Genomic DNA, 22,417 nt, shown 5'->3' on the forward strand with positions numbered 1-22,417 from the left:
TCATGTCATCGACTGACCTCCCCATCCGCGCCGCCGTGGAAACCGCCATCGCCCACGGCATCACGCCGGACCGCTGTGACATCCTGCAAAACGCCAGCACACTCGTTTTGCGGCTCACAGAGACGCTCGTAGCACGCGTGGTGCAGGACACAGAAGGGCCGCGTCAGGGCACGGAGTGGTTTGCTCGGGAAAACGCCATCGCCCAGCATCTCACGCAGCATGGAGCACCGACGATCCCTCTGCATCCCGATCTGCCGCCGGGCCCTCGTGAGCATCTGGGCTATCCGCTGAATTTCTGGGAGTTCGTGACCAGGATCGATGAAGAGCCTTATCCGTGCGAGATCGGCCACACGCTGCGTCAGTGCCACAAGATCATGAGTCGGTTTTCGGAGCCGTTGCCAAAGCTGATGATCCTCACCGAGAGTCTCTCCATCCTTGATGAGCGGGAGCTTTTCCCGAAATCGACGCAGCAGATGCTGCGGGATCATCTCACGACCTCCATCGAAGTTCTGAGCAACCACCCACATCAGCCGCTGCATGGCGATGCCCACATGGGCAACCTCATGAACACGACTCGCGGCCTGCTATGGACGGACTGGGAGGACACCTTCGCCGGTCCGGTCGAGTGGGATGTGGCATCCATCATCTGGAATGCGAAGCTCCTCGATGAAGATCAGGCCACAGTGAAGGCGATCCTCGATGCTTATGGTCCTGTGAATGACGAAGGGCTGCACCAAAGCCTCATCGGACGAGCAGCGGTGATGACGGCGTGGTATCCCATCCTGTATCCGAATCCAAATGAAGAACGGCAGCGCAGACTGCGAAGCCGCATCGAGTGGCTGGAGAAGGTATGATCAAATGGCGATCAGCGGATGCGTGCGCTTCACCAGCGGGAACTCGACACGTTCACCCGTGATGCCAGCCTGGAAAACACCATGCGCCATCTCGATGGCCTTCATGGCGCGTTCTCCCGAGCCAAGCGGCTCGCGGTTTTCCGCGATGGCCTGGAGCCAGTCACGCACGACACGGCGATGCGACGCATCGTAGCCGGTGAGACCTTCAAAAGTGGTCTCGGTGGCGGGATCAACTCCGCCTGTCCAGTCGAGCCATGACTCACTGCGCGTGGTCGGCGTGCGGTTCGGATCGGTGAGCAGAGAGATCGTGGGTGCAAAGCCGGAGAGCAGCCGCACGATGCCGCGCGTGCCGATGATCTCCATGCCGAACGGACCGGCGGCCTTCTCCAAACCCACGCGGCTGCGGAAGGTGACGTTCACGCCAGAGTCCATCGCGAAGCTCGCAAAGATGTCGTCACCGACCACCGGCCCGACTTTGTCAGTGGGTGATTCTTCGGCATCGGCAATCGTTGCCATTTTGCTCTGGTGTCGAATGCGTGCCTGACAAGATTGCACCTCGCCACCAAAGAGCCGCGCGAGATCAAAGACGTGCAATCCGAGCACCATCATGTCCTGCCCACCGGCTCGCGCACCCATCTTGCCAACGGTGTGGATTTCCAACAAGTCACCGATGAGGCCCTCGCGCAGCGCTTTCTCCAGCCGCAGCACACTCGGAGCCATGCGCGTGACATGAGCGACTGCGACGCGAAGCTGTTTGGACTTCGCGAGTCGCAGAATGTCGTCCGCTTCGGCGAGGGTGATGGTGAAGGGCTTCTCCAAATACAAGTGAGCCCCAGCCTCCAGAGCCGCCATCGACATCGCATGATGCTCCGTGGCCCAGCGTGGTGCTATCGCGACGAGGTCAGCCTTCTCTTTCTCCAGCATCACGCGGTAGTCGGCGTAGTCTCGTGCCGCGCCGCAGGCAGCCTTTGCTTTCGCACGACCGACATCATCAGGATCGGCGACAGCGACGACGCTCACATTTGGCAGGCCTGCAAAGAGGCGCTCAATGCCATGACCATAATCACCCGCGCCAGTGTGGCCGATGATGGCGGCTTTGAGCTTCGTGGCATCGGCGGCATGAAGCGCGTGCGTGGCGGCCCATGCTGTGCTGCCGAGAAGAAGTTGGCGTCGGGTGGTGGTTGTCATGGTGAATGGAATACGAGCCGGGAGGCGTTGGTTTGGCATCGCATGAAAATCACCGCACTCCTTTCCGTCTTTGCTCTCATCAATCTGCCTGCTGCCGTCATAGCGCAAGACAAGGTCTTCAAAGCAGGCGCGGCCACCAGCAACATCACGCCGCCGCTGGGCATGGAGATCGTGGGAAACTTCGCCCCACGGCCGATTGCGAGCCATGTGCATGATGAGCTTCATGTGCGCTGCCTCGTGCTCGATGATGGCACCACGAAGCTCGCCTTTGCCGTGGCGGACACGATTTCACTCGGGCGCGATGTTTGGGACGAGGCCAAGAAGAATCTCGAGGCCGCCACGGGCATCCCGGTGTCGAACATGATGTTCTCCGGCACGCATACGCATTCCAGTGTCTCGGCGATCACGAACAAGGATTCGTCGCTCGATTACCGAAGCTTCATCATCTCGCGCGTGGTGGATGGCGTGCGGCGTGCGCTGAACAACCTGGAGCCTGCCCGCATCGCGTGGGGTTCAGGACAGGTTCCGCAGCACGTTTTTAATCGCCGCTGGTTACTGAAGGAAGGCGTCACAAACGACAACCCGTTTGGTGGCAAAGATCGCGCGGTGATGAATCCCAGCAGCCTCTTGCGCTCACGACTCGCCGGTCCTGCCGGACCGACGAACCCTGAGGTCTATTGCCTCTCTGTGCAGGCCATCGACGGACGCCAGATCGCGCTCATGGCGAACTACTGGCTGCATTACGTCGGCGGCGTGAACAAAGAGGATCTGTCGGCGGATTACTTCGGCGAGTTCTGTCGTCGCATCGAAGAAAAGGTCGGCGCACCCTGCGTCGGCATCCTTGCCAATGGTCCCTGTGGTGACGTGAACAACAACGACTACAGTGGCAAAACTCCCGCCGTGAAGCGAGAGCCTTACGAGAAGATCAAACTCGTCGCCGGCGACCTCGCGCAGGAGGTGTTGCGTGTGCGCGAGACACTGAAACATCAAGACTGGGTGCCTTTGAAAGCAGCCGCGAGTGATCTGGAACTCGCCGTGCGTCGTCCCACACCGGAGATGATCGCGTGGGCTGAAGGCGTGCTCGCCAAACCCAAAGACGCCACGCCCACGCACCGCCTGGAGCAGCCCTACGCCGAGCGTACGCTCGCCGCACGCGATGCGAAGCCTGACACCATTCAAGCCGTCATCCAGGCCTTTCGCATCGGCGACCTCGGCATCGCATCCATCCCCTTCGAGGTCTTCACGGAGATCGGCCTCGAACTCAAAGCCCGCAGCCCCTTTAAAGACACCTTCACCATCGAACTCGCCAACGGCAGCCAAGGCTACCTGCCCACGCCGAAACATCACGACCTCGGCGGCTACGAGACCTGGCTCGGCACCAACCGCGTCGAGCGCGAGGCTTCGGTGAAGATTACCGCGAGAGCGTTGGAGATGCTGGAAAAAGTGCGGTGACTCACACGCGCCGCAGCGGCTGTGAGAAGATCATGTCCACGATGGGAATCGGCGTGCGAAGCGCGGGGTCGGTGCTGGCAAAGGCCGAGCCTCGCAGGGCTTTTTGATCGTGGAGGAGCGAGATGTCGTGGACGTTCATGCCACGCAGTCTTTCGGCGGTGAGGGGGTCGCCTTGCAGATGCGTTTCTGGATACGCAAAGGCCTCCACACGGACGAATTGAGCCACGAGTTGGCCGCTGGCGTTACGTTTCAGCGGGAACTCGGCCTCCGCGCCATCCACGATGCTGGCGATGCCTTGATCGGTAACGAAGCGGATTTGCACCTTGGGCCGTTTGGCGGGATCGTTACCTGCGACGGCGACTTGGAGTTTATTGTTTTGCACAACGATGCGGCTGAAGCGGAAGTCGCTGCGATCATACGGTGCGACGACTTCGGCGTTCTCGCTCGCTGCGAGTGATGCCACAGAGCCGAAGAAGGCTCCTTTTCGATACGCACGCAATGCGGTGGCTTCGCGCTCGGCAGGAGGTAGCGCGGAGAGCTTCGGCACGAGCAGCACGTTGCGTCCACGACCGAAGGTGTTGTGATCTTTGACGAAAAAGCCCCAGCAGCGGCGGCCGGTGCGCAGGATGTCATCCCAGAGCTGGTAGAAGTGCAGGTTCGGCTCACCGCTGTGATCGTAGAAGCCTCGACTGGAGCCGAACCCGGAGGTGAGCTGATTCCACACCTCGATACCGAGCACGCGCGGGTCGAAGTCGAGCATCGGTGCATAGTCCGCCAGCTTGCCGGTCGGATGATTCAACGTGAGACCGCCGTCATCGCCATGCAGTAGGCCGCCGCTGCGTTTGCCATCGATCATCTCGCCATCGAGCGCGGCGCGGAAGACATCGCGCCACGGGCGGTTGGCCCCTTGCATCAAGCGATACTGCGTGACGCTGAGCGCGGCCGTGTCGAACACAAGTTTGGTTTCAACGCTCGTAGCGGTGGTGCGCAGGTAGAGCGTGTGATTGCCCGGCGGCAGTTCACGATCGCAAATCGGGCCTTTGTCGCTGAATCCTTCGCGGAATCCGCACTCATTGGCACCTTCGATCGTCAGCCGGGCGGTGGGTTTGCCCTCGGATGCGGAGAGTCGCACATCCAGCCGATACACGCCGAGCCAGGGCCGTTCGGTGTTAAAGACTTCGAGATTTTCGAAGCGATGCACGATGGGCGAGATCGCGCATTCCTTGGCGCTGACATTGCTGCCGTATCCGGTGGCCAGCAGGCTGCCGAGCGCGTTGAAATGCAGCCCGGCATCGGTGAACGAATGATGCTCCGCATTTGGCGCGGCGATCACTTCAGGATGCTTTGCCAGATAGTTGGCGGGCAACGGGTAGGTGGGCGCCGAGGGGTAGTAGTTGCTGAAGGCGAGATGCCGGTAGCCCATCTCCAAAAAGCCATCTCGCGAAGCATCGGTCTGCCCCTGGTGCTGATGGGACATCGAATGCAGGCAATCCCAGGTGTCCCAGTCCACCTCGGCATACGGATTGTCCAATTCGCGGCCCGTGGTGCTCGATGCCGCGCCACTTGGCGGCAGAGACGCGGTGGCAGGCAGTCCGGCGAGGGTGACGAGCAGGTTTCTTCGTTTCATCCATGGCAGTCGGCACCTTGGTGCTGATCCTTTCAGCCGATGATGGAGGCGAACTTATCGTCAACGGCAGCAAGGCACTCCCAAGCGCTGGCGTATCGCTCTCATGCGCATTCTCCTGCTCTTATCGTGTTTCGCTGTTCATGCATCCCTGCTTGCCGCTGATCTTCCCAAGATCGATTTTGGCAGTGTGCGCGAGGAGCACATCATGATCCCGATGCGCGACGGCAAGCGCCTCTCGGCCTATGTCTTCTTTCCCGCAGGCAACCAGAAGTGGCCCGCGATTTTCGAGCAACGCTACGCGGACATTTCCAGCGCTGGATCACGCAAAGCCGCCGCCAAATTCGCCGAGGGCGGCTTTGTCATCGCGTTGGTGAACTATCGCGGCACGCATTTGAGCGAGGGCGTATATCGCGGCTATCGCGGTCTGCAATGGGGCGAGCTGCGCGATGGCTATGACGTGTGCGAGTGGCTCGCTGCGCAGCCCTGGTGTACGGGCAAGATCGGCACCTACGGTGGGTCGCAGGCTGGCTACGCGCAGAACTATCTCGCCGTGACCCAGCCGCCGCATCTCGTTGCACAATACATGACGGACACCGGCTTGAGCCTGTATCACGAAGGCTACCGCATCGGTGGCGCGACGAAGCCGCAGCGCTTCATCAAAGGCGGTGCCGTAGCGCGCGACATCAAGGACAACGAAGCCATGCTGCGTGAGTGGGACCAGCACCCTGATTATGACGACTTCTGGAAGGACGAAGATGCCTCGCTGCATTTCGACAAGATGAACTACCCCTGCTTCACCATCGGCAGTTGGTTTGATTTCATGTGCCAGGGCAGTGTCGCCAGCTTCATCGGGCGCAATGAGAAAGGCGGACCCAACTCACGCGGGCAGCAGCAGCTCATCATTGGTCCCTGGCTGCATGGCGGCTATCCGAAGTCGAACAAGATCGGAGAACTGGTGTTCCCGGAGAATGCCTTCTTCGATGTGTATCCGCACATGACGAAGTGGTTCAATCACTACCTCAAAGGCGAGGACAACGGCATCGAGAAAGACATGCCCGTGAAATACTACGTCATGGGTGCATGCGGTGAAGTTGGCGCTCCTGGTAATGTCTGGCGTGAGGCCAAAGACTTCCTGCCTGCGAGCACGGCGGCGGATTGGTTCCTGCAACCTGATGGCAAGCTGACCCCCAAGAAGCCCTCCGCGCCAAGCGCCAGCACCTCGTATGCGAGTGATCCTGCACACCCGATGATTCTCAATGCCGTTGGTTTCCCCGGAGCCAGGGATGCGCGTGCCTTTGAAGAGCAGGCCGAGGTCCGCACCTGGACCAGCGATGTGCTGACCGAGCCGCTCGAAGTCACCGGACGCATCAAGGCCGAGGTCTTCGTTTCCTCCACGGTGAAGGACACCGACTTCGTTCTGCGCGTGACCGATGTGTATCCCGATGGCCGCTCGATCCTGCTGGTCGATTACCCGCTGCGTGCGCGTTATCACGAAGGCTTCGATCATCAGAAGCTACTCGTGCCTGGCCAGGTCACGAAGCTCGCCTGGGACATCGGCTGGGTGAGCATCATCTTCAACAAGGGGCACCAAGTGCGCATCACTATCGCCAGCACCGGTGCGCCGTATTTTGAGCCAAACACGCAGACCGGCAGCCCGATCACCCACTTCGTCACTGAGCCCGGCACCGCCGCGATCAACACCATCTGGCATGATGCCAAACACGCCTCACGCGTGATCCTGCCGACGATGAAGTAGTCAGGGCTTGGTGCCGCTCGGAAGATCCTTCGGATCGTACTTCGAGCCCTTGGATACCTGGATCAGCGTCATGCGCACCTTCGTGGGGAAGAACTTCTCGGGATCGGGGCGCTTGTGGGCGTGGAGGTTTTTGTCGTCCTTGAGCACGAGGTGCATCTCCTTGATGCCCTCGCTCCAGATGATGTCGTTGTTCTGCCAGAAGGTGGTCATCAAGAGATCCTTCTCGATCACGCCTGTCTTTGAATACGCACCGGTGCCTATGCAGCCGTAACCGTGGTTTTGGCCCTTGTAGGGGATGTAGCACACGCTCCACGACGTGGGCTGGTCACCCACCGGTTTTTCGAGCACTTCGAGACGCAGATGCACCGTGCCGTTGCGGTAATCCACCGGCGTCGTCCAGTCCTTCGGTCGCTCCGCGTTGAGCCGGTCGCTTTTGACATAGTAATGCGACTGGCTGGGCTTCGAGTTCAGCGCGTCCTCTTGTGTGAACGTGAAGGTGACATCGAAGAGCACGAACTGGTCGGCGCGGGCGAAAGGCAGGAACAAAAGGAGAAACGAAAGCAGGGCGGTGTGGAAGTAGGCTGGCATGGCTTGAGGGATCGGATCACATGGAACGCATATTTTGGCCTTCGACATCAAACATATGTGTGCCGGGGCCTGGTTGTGGTCACTCAAAAAAGCAGAATGGATAGCTTCTGCTTGCCAGTGGGAATTTGGTTGATAGGCAGGGGGGCCTCCATGGCAACTCTCCCCCGCCTCATTGTTTTACTCGGTCTCAGCGCGACTTTGGCTCAAGCTCAAGTGGGTATAGCCCCTTCATTGAGCGCCTCCTTTCTTCAGGAACTGCGTGCCCGTGACGCTGATCATGCCGATGAAGCACGCGATGTCCTCGGCGATGACCGCCAAGCCCTGGACCGTAGCCGCGAGCTCTCCCGCCCGGAGGTGTTCAAGATTTTTTCCGCTGACTCCGAGCGCATGAACGCTGACATCACGGGCTTCAACGGCCCTTACCAGCTCGGTAGAAAGTGGTTCTCCCCCTTCTGCTTCGGCGAGCAGGCACCCGCGCCCTTCATCCAGAACAAAGACGGGCTCACCCTTGGCATGGCGGTCGAGTTCCAGACGGAATACAACAGTGTGGTCAACTCCGGCAAAGGCGGCGTGGTCTTCTCCCCCAGTCTGCTGTGGGACGGCAGCTACCAGATTTCCCCGGAGCAGCGCTTCACCTTCAGCGGTGGACTCGGGCTGAACTGGATCAGCGGCAATGATCAGATCGACTCCGAATACTGGTCCGATGAGTTTGGCTTCTTCCTGCTGCCAGGCACGAGCCTCGCGTATGATGTCGATCTCGGCGCACTGCACCTCACCGCTTACGACCGTGTCAGTGCACGTTCTTATTTTGGCATGTTCCAAAACGACCTCGGGCTCGCCGCCACGATGGACCTGACCGACCGCTGGTCCTGGACCCTGAACTACACCTTCACCAAGACCTACGACATCGATGGCGCATACGGCAGCTACTGGCGCGGTGCCAATTTCGACCAGCACACGATCTCGACCGAGCTGGCATTCAAGCAATCGGACACGTTGAGCTTGGGTTTTGAGGGGGCCTGGAACTGGTATAATCCCGACAACGGCTTTGAATCTCCGGTGGTCTTCGGTTTCCCTTTTTTCTCCTTGGGTGATGACGACGCGGACCCTGCTCAGTTCATGAATGCTGGTCTGTTTGCTACATGGACGCCAAGGCAGGACACACGTGTGCGATTTGCCTTCGGGTGCCAGCACTACGACTCCAAATCCCACCGTATCTTTGACGACGATTCCATTCCGCAGGAGGACGATGCCATGCCCTACTACTCGCTAGCCCTTTCTCAGCGGCTGAATGATAAGTGGAGCCATGAGTTCGCACTCGGTTATGAGCGCATCCTCGTGCTTGGTGGGAATTACGAGCGGGCACACTATGCCAACTACGGCCTCACCGGCCAGGTCTGGGAGGGCGGACAATTCTCCAGCAGCCTCTTCATGGAGTATATCGATTCCCCGAACATCACCGGCCTGAACTTCGAAAGCACCAACGTCGGCATCGATCTTCACCTGGACCAACGCATCACCTCGAAGCTCCATCTTGATCTCGCCTATGCCTCCCAGCGCATCTACAGCGATGGCAACTACGGTTTTAATCAGCAGATGGGCTCCCTCGGCTTCCGCTATGCCCTGGATGCCAAAACGCAGGTCAAACTCGGCTGGCAGGGCTTCATTGCCCAATTCAATGAAGACAATGATGACCAGCACCGCGTCATCCTCAGCCTCCGTCGCGAATTCTGAGTCTGGGGGAAGCGCAGGGCAGTGGCTTCTTCCCGCTTGAGCCGCCGCCGCTCTCCGCTACATGCAGACATGGTCGCCACCGCCACACCCTCCCTGGTTTCTGAAATCCTCCGCCTCAAGAAGGAGCGGAATGCCGTCATTCTCGCGCACAATTATCAAACGCGGGACATCCAGGAGATCGCCGATTACGTGGGCGACTCCCTCGGGCTGGCTTACAAGGCCAAGGAGACGAACGCCGATGTCATCGCCTTCTGCGGCGTGCATTTCATGGCCGAGACCGCGAAGATCGTGAACCCCGCGAAGACGGTCATTTTGCCAGATGCCAATGCCGGCTGCTCGCTGGAGCAAAGCTGTCCGGGGCCGCAGCTTGAGGCCTTCCTCAAGGCCAACGCGGAGAAGAACTACTACGTCATCGCCTACATCAACTGCAGCGGTCATGTGAAAGCCCTCTGCGACTGCATTTGCACCAGCGGCAACGCCGTCAAAATCGTCGAAGCCGCTCCGAAGGATCGCCCGATCCTTTTCGTGCCGGATCAGAATCTCGGCTCGTGGGTCATGGAGCAGACAGGCCGGAAGATGGATCTCTGGAAAGGTGCCTGCTACGTGCATGTCGAGTTCACCCGCGACAGCATCCAGGCCATCAAAGACGAGTATCCCGATGCCAAAGTCGTGGCGCACCCCGAATGTACTTATGCCGTGCGCATCTTAGCCGATGAAGTCAGCTCCACCGAAAAGATGGTCGGCTACTGCCGCAACAGTCCTTCGAACACCTTCATCATCGTCACTGAAAGCGGCATGCTCCATCGCCTAGAGCGCGAGGTGCCGGGGAAAAAGTTCATCCCTGGTCCCACCGGCCACTGCGCCTGTGCCGACTGCCGCTACATGAAGCTGAACACCTTGCAAAAGCTGCACGACGCCCTGCGCGATCTCTCCCCCCAGGTGACGATGCCCGAAGACCTCCGCGCCCGTGCCGAAAAGCCGCTGCTGCGGATGCTGGAGCTGAGCAAGTGAGGCTCAGCGCTTTGGCAGCGTGAGGCAGAAGCAGGCACCACGTCCGGCACTGCGCTCATGCTCCAACCTCCCGCCAAGCTCCTTGGCGAGGCGACGACTGAGCGCCAAACCAAGACCAACACCCGGCGCACTGTGCGCCGCCTCCGTCGCTGATTTCGCGAAGGGCTGGAAGAGCTTCTTCAAAGCCTGTTTGGACAGACCGGGGCCGAAGTCGCGGAAGAGGAGGCGGAGGTGCTTGCCTTCGGCTTCGAGGCGGAGATGAAGCTCGCGCGGGGCGGAGTCTGGGGCGGCGTATTTGCAGGCGTTATCGGTGAGATTGAAAAGGATCTGCTCCACGGCGAGGGCATCGACCTGGGCTCTGGCGGCGATGGCGGCGGGGGCAATCTCGACTCTCAAGGCGAGGTCGCACATATCGGCGCGCTGACGCAGGCGGGGCTCGATGCGGTGGAGGAGATCGCCGACGTTGATGGTTTCCAGACGAGCGGCGGTGCGGCCACGTTCGATGCGGGAGTAGGAGAGGACGTTTTCCACGAGGTGCATTAGGCGCGTGGATTCATCGCAGAGGGTGGTGAGGTATTCCTTTCGCTGCTCCGGCTCGGGCACCATGTCGTCAGCCAGCATTTCGGAATAGAGGCGGAAGGTGGTGAGCGGGGTGCGCAGCTCATGCGTGACGGCGGAGACGAAAGCTCCGCGACGCTCACTCAAAAGCATGGCACGATGCAGCACGAAGGCGATGGCGAGCGCGGCGGCGATGAGGCAGCTCCAGGCGATGATGAGCGCGGGGCGCAGGGCGGAGCCAAAGTCGAGCGCAGAGATGGGCACGCGGCCGGTGACGAGCTTCACGGGCAGGGTGACGAGCGCGGTGGCATCTGTGCTGGCGGTGGCGGGCGAGACAGGGATGAGCTGTGCCTCGGGCAGCAGATCGCGCACGGTGTCGATGAGGCTGGTGCGGAGTTGCGGCCAGTCCAGCCACACGCCCTGGAGACGGGAGATGCCTTCGAGCCGGGCTTGGCGGACAAGAAGGAGCTCGCTGTCAGCCCACACAGGTTTGAGATCGCCAGCAAGTGCGGGCAAAGATTGGCGCTGAGCGGGTGCGGGGGCTTCCGCGAGAACGATGGAGGGCGCGGCGGCAGCTGGAGCGGCGGCTGGTGATCCTGGGGCTGAAGGGGCGGCGGTGATGGCATCGCTCATCGACTCGGCATCGGCAGGGCGGGCACCGCCTCGGGTGGTGGAACTGCGGTAGAGGTCTTTGACCTTTTGCAGCGAGCTGACGGGCTTTTCGGCTGCGGCGATTTCTGTCTTCGCCGCAGGCTTGGGTGCGGGGGCGGTCTTCTTCAGAGGCGTTTTATAGTTCTCTGTTTTCTCGGTGACGAGGTTCTTGTTAAAGATTTGCGCGCGTTGGTTCTGCTCGATGGCGTTGGAGATGGAGAGGTCGAGCTTCTGAGGCATCTCCACAGCGGCGGTCTTGGCTTTTTCTTCCGGCAGTGGCGCGGGCTTTGGCTGTGGAATGGGAGTGCTGCTGAGCGCGGGCACTGTCGTCTGTACTTCGGGATGCCCTTTGAGCAATACATCGAGCTTCTGGAGCTTCTCCGTGGCCTGGCCTGTCTGCGGGCTGGTGGCATACCAGTTCGATGCGAGCTCCTTTTGCTGGCCCATCGGTGCCTGTGGACTGCACGCAAAGCCTGACACGATTTCAAAGTGGAGCTGCACGTGCTCTGGCAGGCTGCCGAACAAGGGCGATGGCATGAGCGCCTGGCCTTTCGGAATGCTCTGCGTGCTGCTGGCGAAGAGGTCATCCGGTGCGTAGAAGGCCTGATAATGCCAGGCGGGGCGAGAGTTCTCCCGAATCAAAAGGGCGCTGGTGAGCGAGTCCATGCGCCACAGAGCGAGTCGCACTTTTTCCTGCACCTGCGCGTCTTCAGCGGTGCTGCGGCGCTGCTCTTCGAGATCGAGCATCCGCGTGCTGATCCACACCATCGCCCCGCCGAAAACGGCGATGCAGGTGAGGAAGAGGAGCCAGCGAGGGAGCATGGGAATGACGAATGACTAAAACCGAATGACGAAGGAATGACGAGTCTCGAATGACGAAAAAGGCCCGCTGATTTCGGGCTTCGGATTTGGGAGTTCTTTCGTCATTCGGGCTTCGTGATTCGTCATTGCGCCAGCATGTAGCCTTTGCCGCGAACGGTGAGGAGGAAGGCTGCGTCGGCATCGCGGAGCTTGGCGCGGAGGTTGGCGATGTGCATGTCGATGGTCCTTGTCTCGGTGTGCTGGGGTTCGAGACGCCAGACGCGGCGGAGGAGTTCATCGCGGGCGATGGCGCGGCCACGATGGGCGCTGAGGTATTCGAGCAGGTTGGATTCGCGCTCGGAGATCTCAGCGCGGGTGCCATCGTCGAAGCGCAGCTCCATGCGGGCGAGATCGGCGGTGCCGCCGGGGAAAGGGAGCTGCTGGACGGGCTTGGGTCGCTCGGGCGAGCGGCGTAGCACGGCATCGACCCGGGCGAGCAGCTCCCGCACGCTGAAGGGTTTTACGACATAGTCATCGGCTCCGAGTTTCAGGCCCTTCACGCGGTCGGCCTCTTCACCGCGAGCGGAAAGGATGATCACGGGAGTGCCGGGGCGATGCTCCTGCACGGCCTGAAGGATCTCAAAGCCGCTGTAGTTCGGCAGCACGAGATCCAGCAGGATGAGGTCAAAGCTGGCACGCTGAGCCTGCTCCATGCCCGCCTTTCCCTCCGCCGCCTCCAGCACCGTGTGCCCGGCGAAGCGCAACGCATCACACACACCACGCCGTATGGCGCTGTCGTCTTCGATGACGAGGAGAGTGGGCATTGTGGGGAACCGTTGACGGTGGTTTACGATGGTTGACGGTTGTTGACGGTTGTTGACGGTTGTTGACGGTTGTTGACGGTTGTTGACGGTTGTTGACAGTGGTTGCTGACGACGGGGACGGATTGGACAAACAACCGTCAACCATCGTCAACAACTGTAAACCACTGTCAACGGTATCGGCAGGCTTTGCCTGCCTCATTTGAACTCAATCGCCTTCTTCGCGGCCTGTTCGCGGACGACCTGGCTGATGGCGTTATCGAGGGTGGCTTCGGCACCTTTTTCTTTGGCCTTCTCGGCGACGAATTTCTTCCGCTCTTCGTTTAAGCGGCTGATGTCGGACTGGAGCTTGGTGCGTTCGGCGGCTTTTTGGTCGATGTAGGCCTGACGTGCACCTGGAGCGAGGGGCTTGAGTTCTTCGGGGAGTTCGGCGGCGGGGATACTTTCGAGCTTCACGCCGTCTTTTTTGGTCGCATCGACGAGGTCCCAGGTGCTGTTCTTATAGTTGCTGGAGGTCTTCGTCAAAGCGCGCTGCACGGCGGCTCCGGCCTTCTCGTATTTGGAGGCGTTGCTGTCCTGCGCGGTTTGATTGGCGATGCCGCGTGCGCCGTCTTTGCCATAGGTGACGTAGGTGCGGTTTAGCTCGATGCTGAGGCGGGTGATCTCCTTGTCCTGAGGGGCTTCGATGTGAACGACGGCTTTGTCCTGGTCGATGGTGAGGAAGCGGCCCTCGGCCAATGCAGCGCCCGTGCGCCAGCCGCTGTTTTCACCTTCGGCGCGGTTGCCGCAGTGGATCGTGTTCACGACGATGCCTTTTTGAATGGCGGTCTTGCAGGAGTCGTTGGGCTTGATGGGGCCTTGGTCAAAGGGCTCGTTGCCGGCGATGAAGACGGCTTTGTAGGTTTGGCCGTTCTTGTCCCAGTCGAGCTTGTCGATGGCCTCGCGGATGACGGCTCCGCAGTATTCGTCGCCGCCATTGGTGGTGAGTTTGAAAAGCTGCTCGCTGACTTTATCGAGGTCGCGGGTGAAGGGCAGGACCTGGCGGATGTAGTTCGTGCCGACGCTGAGGTTTGTGTTGCCATACTCATAGAGGGCGACCTGCACGACGGGCTTTTTGTCGCCCTGCTTGGCGTCATTGAACTCATTGACGATCTTCCAGAGCTGGCTCTTCGCCTGCTCGATGAGGCCGTCCATGCTGTTGCTGGTATCCAGCAGGATGGCGAGCTGCACGAGCGATTCGTCAGCGCTGAGTTGGGTGTCTTTGACCGGCTCTGCCGCGTGGAGCAGCGAGGCTGAGGCGATGAGACTGAGTGCGAGTTTGTGGATGGGGTATGCTTTCATAGCACCTCGAGCCTGCGTCACACCGCCATCTGCGTCTGTAAACGCGGTGTAAAAGGACACTTCTTGACACTCCCGCCGGGCCGCGTTTCGGAAAGGCATGTCCCTCGTGTCTGCCCTCTACCCCGCGCTGAAACCCTGGCTCTTCAAAATGGATGCCGAACGCGCCCATGAATGGACGACGCGTATGATGCGGATCACCCATGCGCTGGGTTTGTTGAAGCCAGACGAGCTGCCACGCTGTGCGCCCATCGATTGCCTGGGGCTGCGTTTTCCGAATGTGCTGGGGCTAGCGGCGGGCATGGACAAGTCGGCGTCTGCTGTGGAAGCATGGGCGGCGCTGGGGTTTGGTTTTGTGGAAGTGGGCACGCTGACGCCACGCCCGCAGCCGGGGAATCCGAAGCCGCGTCTGTTTCGCCTGCCGGAGCATGAGGCGCTGATCAATCGCATGGGTTTCAACAATCCCGGCATCCACGCAGCGGTGAAGCGACTGGAGAAGCGCCGCACGAAGGCCGTGGTGGGCGTGAACATTGGAAAGAACTTCGACACGCCGAATGAGAAGGCGGTGGATGATTATCTCTATTGCCTGAAGGCGGCGTATCCGGTGGCGGATTACATCGCGGTGAACATTTCTTCGCCAAATACGAAGGGGCTGCGCGACTTGCAGGCGGAGGAGTCGATCCGGCAACTGCTGTCGGCGCTGAAGAATGAGCAGGCGTCTTTGCAGAAGGAGCATGGCAAAAAAGTGCCGATGCTGGTGAAGATCGCCCCGGATCTGGATGGGGCGCAAATCGAGGCGCTGGCACGTGTCTTCAATGAGCTGGCTGTGGATGGGGTCATTGCCACGAACACCACGATCAGTCGCGAAGCGGTTGCGGGGCATCTTTTGGAAAAGGAGGCCGGCGGACTCAGTGGTGCTCCGGTGACGGAGCGCTCGACGCTGGTGATTCAGGCTTTCCGCATGCTTCTGCGGCCAGAGACACCGATCATCGGTGTGGGGGGCATCCTCAGTGGCGCGGATGCAGAGGCGAAGCTCAAGGCTGGAGCTTCCCTCGTGCAGGTGTATTCCGGTCTCGTGTATCGTGGTCCGGGGCTCATCCGACATGTCCTGGAAGGCACGCTCGGGGTGCGGTGATTCGCCGGTGTGCGACGAAGTGATGTTCAGAGAGGGCAAATTCCCCTTTGCACTCGGCCAAACCCCGCTACTCTGCGCGCCCATTTTCTCCCCCCATGCCTGAACCCAAGAACACTCTCCGAATCGGACTGCCCAAAGGCAGCCTCCAGGAGCCGACGCTTGAACTCTTCAAGCGCGCCGGGTTCAACATCGTGATTTCCTCCCGCTCCTACCGCCCGACGGTGGACGATGATCAGCTCGAGTTACGCCTGCTGCGTGCCCAGGAGATCGGCCGGTATGTGGACCATGGCTTTCTCGACTGCGGCATCACTGGCCGCGACTGGATCGCCGAGAACAATGCCGATGTCGAAGTGTTGACAGACCTGCGCTACTCGAAGGCCACATCGAAGCCCACTCGCTGGGTGCTTGTGGTGCCGGATGATTCTCCGGTGCAGTCGGTGAAGGATCTCGAAGGCAAGCGCATCGCCACTGAAGCGGTGGACATGACCAAGGCCTATTTGGAGAAACACGGCGTGAAGGCCGAGGTGGAATTCAGCTGGGGTGCCACGGAAGTGAAGGTGCCCGAACTCGTGGACGCCATCGTGGACATTACTGAGACGGGAAGCTCCCTGCGTGCGAACAAGCTACGCATCGTGGACACCCTGATGGAGAGTTATCCGCAGTTCGTCGCCAGCAAGCCTGCCTTTGCTGACGCATGGAAGCGTGAAAAAATGGAGACTCTCGTGCTGCTGCTGCGCGGAGCTTTGGAGGCGCGCGACAAGGTCGGCCTCAAGATGAATGTGCCTGCCAGTGCCCTGCAGAAGGTCGTGGAGACCCTGCCGAGCGCCCGCTCGCCCACCGTGTCCCAGCTTGCCACGCCCGATTGGGTGGCCGTGGAGACGGTGATCGCCGAATCTGTCGTGCGGGAGATCATCCCCCGACTCAAATCACTGGGTGCCGAAGGCATCGTCGAGTACCCGCTGAACAAAATCGTCCATTAAACCGGACATCACTAGAAACAACCGAGACACACGCACATGGGATCGCTCAAAAAGCGCCGTAAGACTAAGATCAACAAGCACAAACGCCGGAAGCGCATGCGCGCCAACCGTCACAAGAAGCGTTTGCGCTACAAGTCGTAAGAGCTAGCCTCGCGCGCATGACTTGCCTCCGACCAGTGAATCGATTTTGTCTATTCACTGGCGGAGGTTTTATGTCATTCAGACTCACTTTTCTGTCGGGTATGATCGCGCGATTTCGGCCCAATTTTTCATGCCTTTGGCTCGCCCTCTCAGGCGTGCTTGTTTCTCATGGGCTGGCATCACCGCAGATCCTGACGCGGGCAGACCTTTCCCTGCCAAAGATCACCACCCAACCGCCGGCGAATCTCGAGCTTCGGGCCGAAGGAGCGGCGCTGGCCGAGGCGATGGCACATTTTACGACCGCGCTTCAATTTGAAAGTGCGGGCAAGATGCGTGAGGCACTCCAGCACTACCTGGAGGTGCTGAAGGTCGATCTTGCGAATCCCGATCTCGCGGCTCACACCGCCGAGCTGGCCTATCATTATCAGAGTCGTGAACAGGCGGTGGGTGTTCTTGAAAAGGCCAAAGCTTCCCGCCCGGACGAGCCTGCGGTGTATCTGAACTTGATCCGCTTTCTGAGCACCTATGTGCCGGATGATCCGTTCGAGCGTGACCGCACGCGTCAGTTGATGGGGGAGGCGGTCACTCGTTTCTCTCGTCGGGCGGAGGTGATCAGCTTTGCCGTCAGGCATCATCTGAGCCTCAGCCAACGTGATGACGCGCTGAAGGTCATTGATCAGGCTTCGAAGCTGGAGATCAAGAGCCCGAACTACTGGCTGGAACTCGGACGCGCGGCCCAGGAGATCTGGCCACTGGCGCAGATCGAGATGAAGGATGAGCACACCAAGCGGGTAAATTTCTTCTTCCAGAAGGCACTCACCAATGCGGCCACCGGTGCCAAAGGCGAGCCTTCACGTCTTGAAGTGGCGCAGTATTATGTGCTGTCCAACCAGCTCGATCTCGCACGCACCTTGTGCGAGCAGATCTCTACGGAGACGGGGAATTTGCAGGCGAGGAAGATTCTTTACCGCCTCTACGAAGCGAATGAGCAAAAGGATCTGGCGCTCGCCGTGCTGGAAAAGATCGTTCAGGATGCACCCGAAGATGTGGAGCAGCGGCGCTTGCTCGTGCAGGCTTATGAATCACGAGAGCAGTGGGATCGGGCGGTGCCCCACCTGGAGGCCGCCATCCAGATCGGAGGTGGCGATCCCAGCGAGTATCAGGCGCTTGGCCAGCTCATGCTTCAATCCCAGCTTTACGAAAAGCTTATCCAGCTCTGCGAGCGCACGACAAAGCTGTATCCAGACAATCCGGTCTTCCATCTACACGCCGCCTTTGCGCAGCGCAGTTTGCAGCGCTGGGAGAAGTCCATCGAGTCTTTTTGCCGTGCGGCAGCCATGGCGGAGACCGGTCAGGCGGAACTGGTGAACCATCGCTTCTTTTTCCAATATGGCATCACGCTGGAGCGCAGTGGTCGGCACGATGAAGCTGCGAAGATGTTTGAAAAGGCCATCACGCTCACGCCGAAGGACGAGATCGAGGATGTGGCAAACACGATGAACTACCTCGGCTACATGTGGCTGGAACTCGGGCGCTATCTGGACAAGGCCGGCGAACTCATCCGCAAGGCCAACGAACTCCAGCCCGACAAGGCCGCCTATGTGGACAGCCTCGGCTGGTGGCATTTCAAAAAGGGCGACTACGCCCATGCTCTCGCTGAACTCCAGCGCGCACTTGCTTTGCTGACGAATCCCGAACCTGACGATGCCGAGATCATTGAGCACATCGCCCAGACTTATGTGAAACTCGGCGACAAAGCCAAGTCCCGCGAATGGTTCCAGAAGGCCCGCGACATGAAGCCCACCGATCCGAAGTTGCTCCAGCGGATCGAGGAAGGTTTGAAGGCGACGCCGTAGCTCGCCGGGACAGATAACCTCCTTCAAGGAGTGGCAGGGGCCGATCTCTGGAGGGAAGTCCACCCGCAGAGGGATTGCGTGAGATAGTCATTCCACACGTTGACAGAGCGGACTACGCTCTGATAATCGGTCCCCACGCATGACTTCTGGATCACGCAGCATTCTCCTCCGCCTCCTGGCGCTCACAGTGACGGCCTCCACGCTCATTTCCTGTTCTTCAGCCGTCGTCGGCAATGGGGGCAGGATCACGAAGGTCAATTACTACCATCTCGTGCCGACCAAGCCCATCCTCGTGGTGGACCCGGCCATCAATTTCGAGCGCCAGCATCATCTCTTCGGAGCGGTGACGAAAGCTGAGGTGATGGACCGAGGAGGGCATTACTACTCCATCTTTTGGAAGGTGGACGACCGCTCCCAGCCCGTGACCGTTCGTTTCGAATATCGTCAGGCGAACAACGGCCTCACCACCAAAGTGCTGGAGGAGACCATCGACGACGTGGGCCGCTGGAACACGACGAAGTTTCAAGTCACGGGAGATGAATATAACACCAATGGACGAGTCACATCCTGGCGCGTCACCCTCATGCGTGGGAAGGAAGAGCTTGTGAGCAAGGCATCCTATCTCTGGAATTAAGTCAGCCCCGGTTCGCGATGAAAACCATTTCTTACAGTCATTTTGCTTTCCGACAGTGCGTAGAAGCGCATCCGGTTGGATCGGACAAGCGAATTGACTTATAGCCCATTGTCCCGCCGTGCCTGCTGCCCCCACCATACTCGTCGGCCGGATAGGCAAAGTGTTCTGGCTTCGCGTGGAGGGACGCGGCAGCTTTCAAAATTCCGTCCAGGTGAAGCGAGCCTTTCAGACAGTGCTTGAGGAGGGCACCCAGGATCTCGTGGTGGATCTGGAGCACTGCCCGATGATGGACTCCACCTTCCTGGGCACGCTCACATGCACGGCGCTCAACCTCCTCGAAAAGGGGGTAGGCAGTCTCAGCGTTTTGAATGCGAACGCGCGCAATCAGCAACTGCTCACTGACTTGGGGCTGGATCACATCCTTGATGTCGATATCTCAGGCACTCTTTGGCCAGAGGAGCGAAAGGCTGTTTGCGCCGAACTCTCCGACTGCGTGGAGAATGGGGCCACATGCAAGGAGGAGCAGACCGAGCATGTCCTCACCGCCCACCGGGTGCTCTCGGATGTCAGCCGTCAGAACCAGTCGCGCTTCCGCGACGTGATTCATTTTTTGGAAAAGGAACTCATCTCAGGAGGACAGCCCGCGCTCGCTGCTGCCACCTCCTGATCAAGCCATCGGGACGCCGCCGGAGAATCGCCTTCTCCGTTGTTCGAAAATCACCCGCTCGTCCCGTGGCACCCATGCATGAACACCGTCCTGATAGTCCTCCTCGTTTTGTTGCTCGTGGCAGTGCTCGCCCTGCTGCTGCGCACGGCGAAAGAGAAGAATGAAGCGATCACGCGCCTGCTCAAGGAAGAGCAGGCCATCGTGGAGGAGGAGCGGCGCATGTTCAGTTTTCTCCACGATCTAGGGGAGGCCATCTCGCGTGAGGACAGCCAGGCGGCCATGTATCGTTTGATCGTCGAGGGGGCCGTGCGTGTCATGGAGAGCACGGGCGGCGCGCTCTACCTGCTTGATGGTGCAGAGCGCTCGCTCGTGCCGCGCCATCATTCGGATAAGTGTGTCCCGCTCGTCGGTCTGCCTGAGCGCATCGCCAGCATGGCGCGCTCAAACCGCACCGCTCTGCTGAGTTTCCTGCGCCTGCATTCCATCGGTGCCAGCGAAGGTCTGGTGGGCAGCATTTTTCAGAGCCAGAAGGTCGAGATCATTGAAGATTTGGCGGATGAGTCCCGCATCGGCGGCCATGGCGGCAGCATTCATGCCGACACGACGGTCATGATCGGTCCGCTGAACTCGGGCACAAAAAAACTCGGCGTCCTCGCCGTCACCGCCCCGAAGGGCATCCGCCATTTCAGCGCCAATGACTTCGAGGTCTTTCGCTCGCTCGTCGAGCAATGCGCCTTTGCCCTCGCGAACGCGATGGCGCATCAGGCCGCCGCCGAGAAAAAGCAGATTGAAGCCGAGTTGCGCAGTGCGAGTGACATCCAGCGCATCCTTCTCCCCGAGAGCTCGCCTGAGTTTCCCGGCTACAGCATCGCTGGCAGAAACATTCCCGCCAAGGTTCTGAGCGGAGACTACTTCGACTACATCCCACTCACCGATGGCAGTCTTGGCGTGGTCATCGCCGATGTGTCTGGCAAGGGTACGGCTGCCGCCATCATCACCGCTATGTGCCGCAGCGCGCTCCGTTTCAGCGCCCGTTGCGGAAGTGCTCCCGCAGCCACGCTCGCGGCTGTGAATCAACAGCTCTACCCTGATATCCGTGAGGACATGTTCATCACCATGATCTACCTCATGATCGCACCTGATGGCGGCGGTATCCGGCTTGCCCGTGCTGGGCACACACGCCCGCTTGTTTGGAGAAAACAGTCCGGTCAGATCGAAACCCTCAACAGCGGCGGTCTCGCTGTCGGCATCGACAAAGGCGCTGTCTTTGGACGGGTGACCAAGGATCTCGAGTTCCGACTCGATTCGGGCGACACCCTCCTCCTTTATACGGATGGCGTGAACGAAGCCATGGACGCCCAAGGTGAGGAATTTGGCGAGGAGCGTATCCACAAAATGCTCGCAGCCATCGCCCCACAGGGGCCACAGGCTGTGATCGACGCCCTCATCAATGAAGTGGACCAGTTCTGCGGAGGTCGTCGAGGCCATGACGACATCACGCTCGTCGTGCTGCAGAAAGCGTAGCTGATCGGAGATCCTGGGTAACGTAGTCCCCCTGCTCGCCGCTTGATTGCGCGCCAGACCGTCCCATACTCCGCGCCCCCTTACCCCCTTGTTTTTCAAAAAAGCCCCCTCCAAAAACATGAACGAGCCGAGTCCCACCCCCGAGACCCAGCCCGAAGCCATTCCGGCAGCCGATATTTCTGTCGAGGCAACGGTTGAAACCCCACCCCTTGATCCGCTGGAGGCCGCACTGGCCGAAGTGAATCAGTGGAAAGACCTCGCCTACCGCAATGCCGCCGAGCTGGACAACTTCCGTAAGCGCGCTGCCCGTGAGGCCCAGGAAGCCCGCGCCTACGCGAATGCGGACCTGCTTCGCAGCCTCATTCCAATCATGGATAACTTTGAGATGGGCATCGAGGCCGCCCGTGCCGAGTCGGAGAAGTCCATGATCTTCATGGGCATGAGCATGGTGCAGCGTCAAATGGCCGACTTCCTCCGTGACATGGGCGTGACGGAGGTCGAGGCCCTTGGCAAAGCTTTTGACCCAAATCTTCACGATGCCGTCTCCCAGGAAGTGCGTGAAGACATCGCCGAAGGCACCGTGCTGCGTGTCACTCGCCGCGGATTCCGTCTAAAGGACCGCCTCCTGCGCGCGGCCAGCGTCATCGTATCAGCCGCGCCTGCGCCCGAAGCGCCTGCCGCACCTGTCGAAGCGTAATTCCAGACTCAATCCCCACTTTCGATTCCAAACACGATGCCCGAAAAACGCGACTACTACGAAGTCCTCGGTGTCTCCCGCGATGTCTCTGCGGACGAGCTCAAGAAGGCTTACCGCAAGCTCGCGGTGAAGTTTCACCCGGATAAAAACCCCGGCGACAAGACCGCCGAGGACAAATTCAAGGAAGTCGGCGAGGCCTACGACATTCTCAGCGACGATCAAAAGCGCGCCGCGTATGACCGCTACGGTCACTCCGCCTTTGCTGGTGGAATGGGCGGGCCGAGCGCTGGTGGTGGCGGTGGTTTCCACGATCCTTTCGATATCTTTCGCGAGGTCTTCGGCGGCGGCGGTGGCGGAGGCGTTTTCGAAAGCTTCTTCGGTGGTGGTGGAGGCGGTGGCGGTGG

20 protein-coding genes are annotated in these 22,417 nt (G+C 60.0%); 14 read left to right on the forward strand and 6 right to left on the reverse strand.

Annotated elements, in window-relative coordinates; all coding sequences use genetic code 11:
- Window positions 1-2: 2 nt before the first annotated feature.
- Window positions 3-854, forward strand: coding sequence for a phosphotransferase (locus AC6FTP_RS10465; RefSeq protein WP_497206861.1), 852 nt, complete (start codon window positions 3-5; stop codon window positions 852-854).
- Here AC6FTP_RS10465 and AC6FTP_RS10470 read toward each other — a convergent pair whose 3' ends face one another.
- The gene (locus AC6FTP_RS10470; RefSeq protein WP_497206862.1) at window positions 855-2,042 is read right to left on the reverse strand and encodes a Gfo/Idh/MocA family protein; all 1,188 of its coding nucleotides are present in this window, start codon (window positions 2,040-2,042) and stop codon (window positions 855-857) included.
- A gap of 42 nt (window positions 2,043-2,084) precedes the next feature.
- Here AC6FTP_RS10470 and AC6FTP_RS10475 point away from each other — a divergent pair, with 42 nt between their 5' ends.
- Complete coding sequence (locus AC6FTP_RS10475) at window positions 2,085-3,494, forward strand: neutral/alkaline non-lysosomal ceramidase N-terminal domain-containing protein (protein WP_497206863.1); 1,410 nt, start codon at window positions 2,085-2,087, stop codon at window positions 3,492-3,494.
- A gap of 1 nt (window position 3,495) precedes the next feature.
- On the opposite strand, the gene AC6FTP_RS10480 is transcribed toward AC6FTP_RS10475, so the two are convergent.
- Window positions 3,496-5,121 (reverse strand): hypothetical protein, encoded by a 1,626-nt coding sequence (locus tag AC6FTP_RS10480; protein WP_497206864.1) that lies wholly within the window; start codon window positions 5,119-5,121, stop codon window positions 3,496-3,498.
- A 103-nt stretch (window positions 5,122-5,224) separates the two neighbouring features.
- Here AC6FTP_RS10480 and AC6FTP_RS10485 point away from each other — a divergent pair, with 103 nt between their 5' ends.
- The gene (locus AC6FTP_RS10485) at window positions 5,225-6,877 is read left to right on the forward strand and encodes a CocE/NonD family hydrolase (protein ID WP_497206865.1); all 1,653 of its coding nucleotides are present in this window, start codon (window positions 5,225-5,227) and stop codon (window positions 6,875-6,877) included.
- Here the strand turns inward: AC6FTP_RS10485 and AC6FTP_RS10490 are convergent, their stop codons facing one another.
- Window positions 6,878-7,465, reverse strand: a complete 588-nt coding sequence (locus AC6FTP_RS10490; RefSeq protein ID WP_497206866.1) for a hypothetical protein — start codon at window positions 7,463-7,465, stop codon at window positions 6,878-6,880.
- 150 nt (window positions 7,466-7,615) lie between these two features.
- Here AC6FTP_RS10490 and AC6FTP_RS10495 point away from each other — a divergent pair, with 150 nt between their 5' ends.
- Window positions 7,616-9,199, forward strand: coding sequence for a TonB-dependent receptor (locus AC6FTP_RS10495; protein ID WP_497206867.1), 1,584 nt, complete (start codon window positions 7,616-7,618; stop codon window positions 9,197-9,199).
- A 69-nt stretch (window positions 9,200-9,268) separates the two neighbouring features.
- On the forward strand, window positions 9,269-10,210 hold the full coding sequence (gene nadA / locus AC6FTP_RS10500; protein ID WP_497206868.1) for a quinolinate synthase NadA: 942 nt from the start codon (window positions 9,269-9,271) through the stop codon (window positions 10,208-10,210).
- A 3-nt stretch (window positions 10,211-10,213) separates the two neighbouring features.
- Here nadA and AC6FTP_RS10505 read toward each other — a convergent pair whose 3' ends face one another.
- The 3 genes from AC6FTP_RS10505 to AC6FTP_RS10515 all read right to left on the reverse strand — a co-directional run bounded on the left by AC6FTP_RS10505 (window position 10,214) and on the right by AC6FTP_RS10515 (window position 14,382).
- Window positions 10,214-12,241: a sensor histidine kinase gene (locus AC6FTP_RS10505; RefSeq protein WP_497206869.1), complete on the reverse strand. Its 2,028-nt coding sequence runs from the start codon at window positions 12,239-12,241 to the stop codon at window positions 10,214-10,216.
- Between the two features lie 122 nt (window positions 12,242-12,363).
- The gene (locus AC6FTP_RS10510; RefSeq protein ID WP_497206870.1) at window positions 12,364-13,044 is read right to left on the reverse strand and encodes a response regulator transcription factor; all 681 of its coding nucleotides are present in this window, start codon (window positions 13,042-13,044) and stop codon (window positions 12,364-12,366) included.
- A gap of 195 nt (window positions 13,045-13,239) precedes the next feature.
- Complete coding sequence (locus AC6FTP_RS10515; protein ID WP_497206871.1) at window positions 13,240-14,382, reverse strand: vWA domain-containing protein; 1,143 nt, start codon at window positions 14,380-14,382, stop codon at window positions 13,240-13,242.
- 97 nt (window positions 14,383-14,479) lie between these two features.
- Between AC6FTP_RS10515 and AC6FTP_RS10520 the strand changes: the two genes are divergently transcribed.
- From AC6FTP_RS10520 to AC6FTP_RS10560, 9 genes are all read left to right on the forward strand, one after another.
- Complete coding sequence (locus AC6FTP_RS10520; RefSeq protein WP_497206872.1) at window positions 14,480-15,514, forward strand: quinone-dependent dihydroorotate dehydrogenase; 1,035 nt, start codon at window positions 14,480-14,482, stop codon at window positions 15,512-15,514.
- A 95-nt stretch (window positions 15,515-15,609) separates the two neighbouring features.
- On the forward strand, window positions 15,610-16,494 hold the full coding sequence (hisG, locus tag AC6FTP_RS10525; RefSeq protein WP_497206873.1) for an ATP phosphoribosyltransferase: 885 nt from the start codon (window positions 15,610-15,612) through the stop codon (window positions 16,492-16,494).
- 36 nt (window positions 16,495-16,530) lie between these two features.
- The gene (locus tag AC6FTP_RS10530) at window positions 16,531-16,635 is read left to right on the forward strand and encodes an AURKAIP1/COX24 domain-containing protein (RefSeq protein WP_497200784.1); all 105 of its coding nucleotides are present in this window, start codon (window positions 16,531-16,533) and stop codon (window positions 16,633-16,635) included.
- Window positions 16,636-16,790: 155 nt separating this feature from the next.
- Complete coding sequence (locus AC6FTP_RS10535; RefSeq protein ID WP_497206874.1) at window positions 16,791-18,491, forward strand: tetratricopeptide repeat protein; 1,701 nt, start codon at window positions 16,791-16,793, stop codon at window positions 18,489-18,491.
- 139 nt (window positions 18,492-18,630) lie between these two features.
- Window positions 18,631-19,125, forward strand: coding sequence for a hypothetical protein (locus tag AC6FTP_RS10540; RefSeq protein ID WP_497206875.1), 495 nt, complete (start codon window positions 18,631-18,633; stop codon window positions 19,123-19,125).
- Between the two features lie 118 nt (window positions 19,126-19,243).
- Window positions 19,244-19,792, forward strand: a complete 549-nt coding sequence (locus tag AC6FTP_RS10545; protein ID WP_497206876.1) for an STAS domain-containing protein — start codon at window positions 19,244-19,246, stop codon at window positions 19,790-19,792.
- Between the two features lie 78 nt (window positions 19,793-19,870).
- Window positions 19,871-21,316 (forward strand): PP2C family protein-serine/threonine phosphatase, encoded by a 1,446-nt coding sequence (locus AC6FTP_RS10550; protein ID WP_497206877.1) that lies wholly within the window; start codon window positions 19,871-19,873, stop codon window positions 21,314-21,316.
- 88 nt (window positions 21,317-21,404) lie between these two features.
- Entirely contained in the window at window positions 21,405-22,013 is a 609-nt protein-coding gene (locus tag AC6FTP_RS10555) for a nucleotide exchange factor GrpE (protein ID WP_497206878.1), read from the forward strand.
- Between the two features lie 36 nt (window positions 22,014-22,049).
- Window positions 22,050-22,417 (forward strand): DnaJ domain-containing protein (locus tag AC6FTP_RS10560; RefSeq protein ID WP_497206879.1); only part of this gene is annotated, 368 nt, incomplete at its 3' end.

The organism is Prosthecobacter sp. (assembly GCF_044378005.1).
GTDB lineage: Bacteria > Verrucomicrobiota > Verrucomicrobiia > Verrucomicrobiales > Verrucomicrobiaceae > Prosthecobacter.

Bases quoted from the DNA above. Each gene is read 5' to 3' on its own strand.
- AC6FTP_RS10495 (WP_497206867.1), top strand. From the start codon at position 7,616: ATGGCAACTCTCCCCCGCCTCATTGTTTTACTCGGTCTCAGCGCGACT.
- AC6FTP_RS10490 (WP_497206866.1), bottom strand. From the start codon at position 7,465: ATGCCAGCCTACTTCCACACCGCCCTGCTTTCGTTTCTCCTTTTGTTC.
- AC6FTP_RS10470 (WP_497206862.1), bottom strand. From the start codon at position 2,042: ATGACAACCACCACCCGACGCCAACTTCTTCTCGGCAGCACAGCATGG.
- AC6FTP_RS10480 (WP_497206864.1), bottom strand. From the start codon at position 5,121: ATGAAACGAAGAAACCTGCTCGTCACCCTCGCCGGACTGCCTGCCACC.
- AC6FTP_RS10520 (WP_497206872.1), top strand. From the start codon at position 14,480: ATGTCCCTCGTGTCTGCCCTCTACCCCGCGCTGAAACCCTGGCTCTTC.
- AC6FTP_RS10530 (WP_497200784.1), top strand. From the start codon at position 16,531: ATGGGATCGCTCAAAAAGCGCCGTAAGACTAAGATCAACAAGCACAAA.
- AC6FTP_RS10540 (WP_497206875.1), top strand. From the start codon at position 18,631: ATGACTTCTGGATCACGCAGCATTCTCCTCCGCCTCCTGGCGCTCACA.
- AC6FTP_RS10505 (WP_497206869.1), bottom strand. From the start codon at position 12,241: ATGCTCCCTCGCTGGCTCCTCTTCCTCACCTGCATCGCCGTTTTCGGC.
- AC6FTP_RS10510 (WP_497206870.1), bottom strand. From the start codon at position 13,044: ATGCCCACTCTCCTCGTCATCGAAGACGACAGCGCCATACGGCGTGGT.
- AC6FTP_RS10485 (WP_497206865.1), top strand. From the start codon at position 5,225: ATGCGCATTCTCCTGCTCTTATCGTGTTTCGCTGTTCATGCATCCCTG.
- hisG (WP_497206873.1), top strand. From the start codon at position 15,610: ATGCCTGAACCCAAGAACACTCTCCGAATCGGACTGCCCAAAGGCAGC.
- AC6FTP_RS10550 (WP_497206877.1), top strand. From the start codon at position 19,871: ATGAACACCGTCCTGATAGTCCTCCTCGTTTTGTTGCTCGTGGCAGTG.
- AC6FTP_RS10465 (WP_497206861.1), top strand. From the start codon at position 3: ATGTCATCGACTGACCTCCCCATCCGCGCCGCCGTGGAAACCGCCATC.
- AC6FTP_RS10475 (WP_497206863.1), top strand. From the start codon at position 2,085: ATGAAAATCACCGCACTCCTTTCCGTCTTTGCTCTCATCAATCTGCCT.
- AC6FTP_RS10515 (WP_497206871.1), bottom strand. From the start codon at position 14,382: ATGAAAGCATACCCCATCCACAAACTCGCACTCAGTCTCATCGCCTCA.
- nadA (WP_497206868.1), top strand. From the start codon at position 9,269: ATGGTCGCCACCGCCACACCCTCCCTGGTTTCTGAAATCCTCCGCCTC.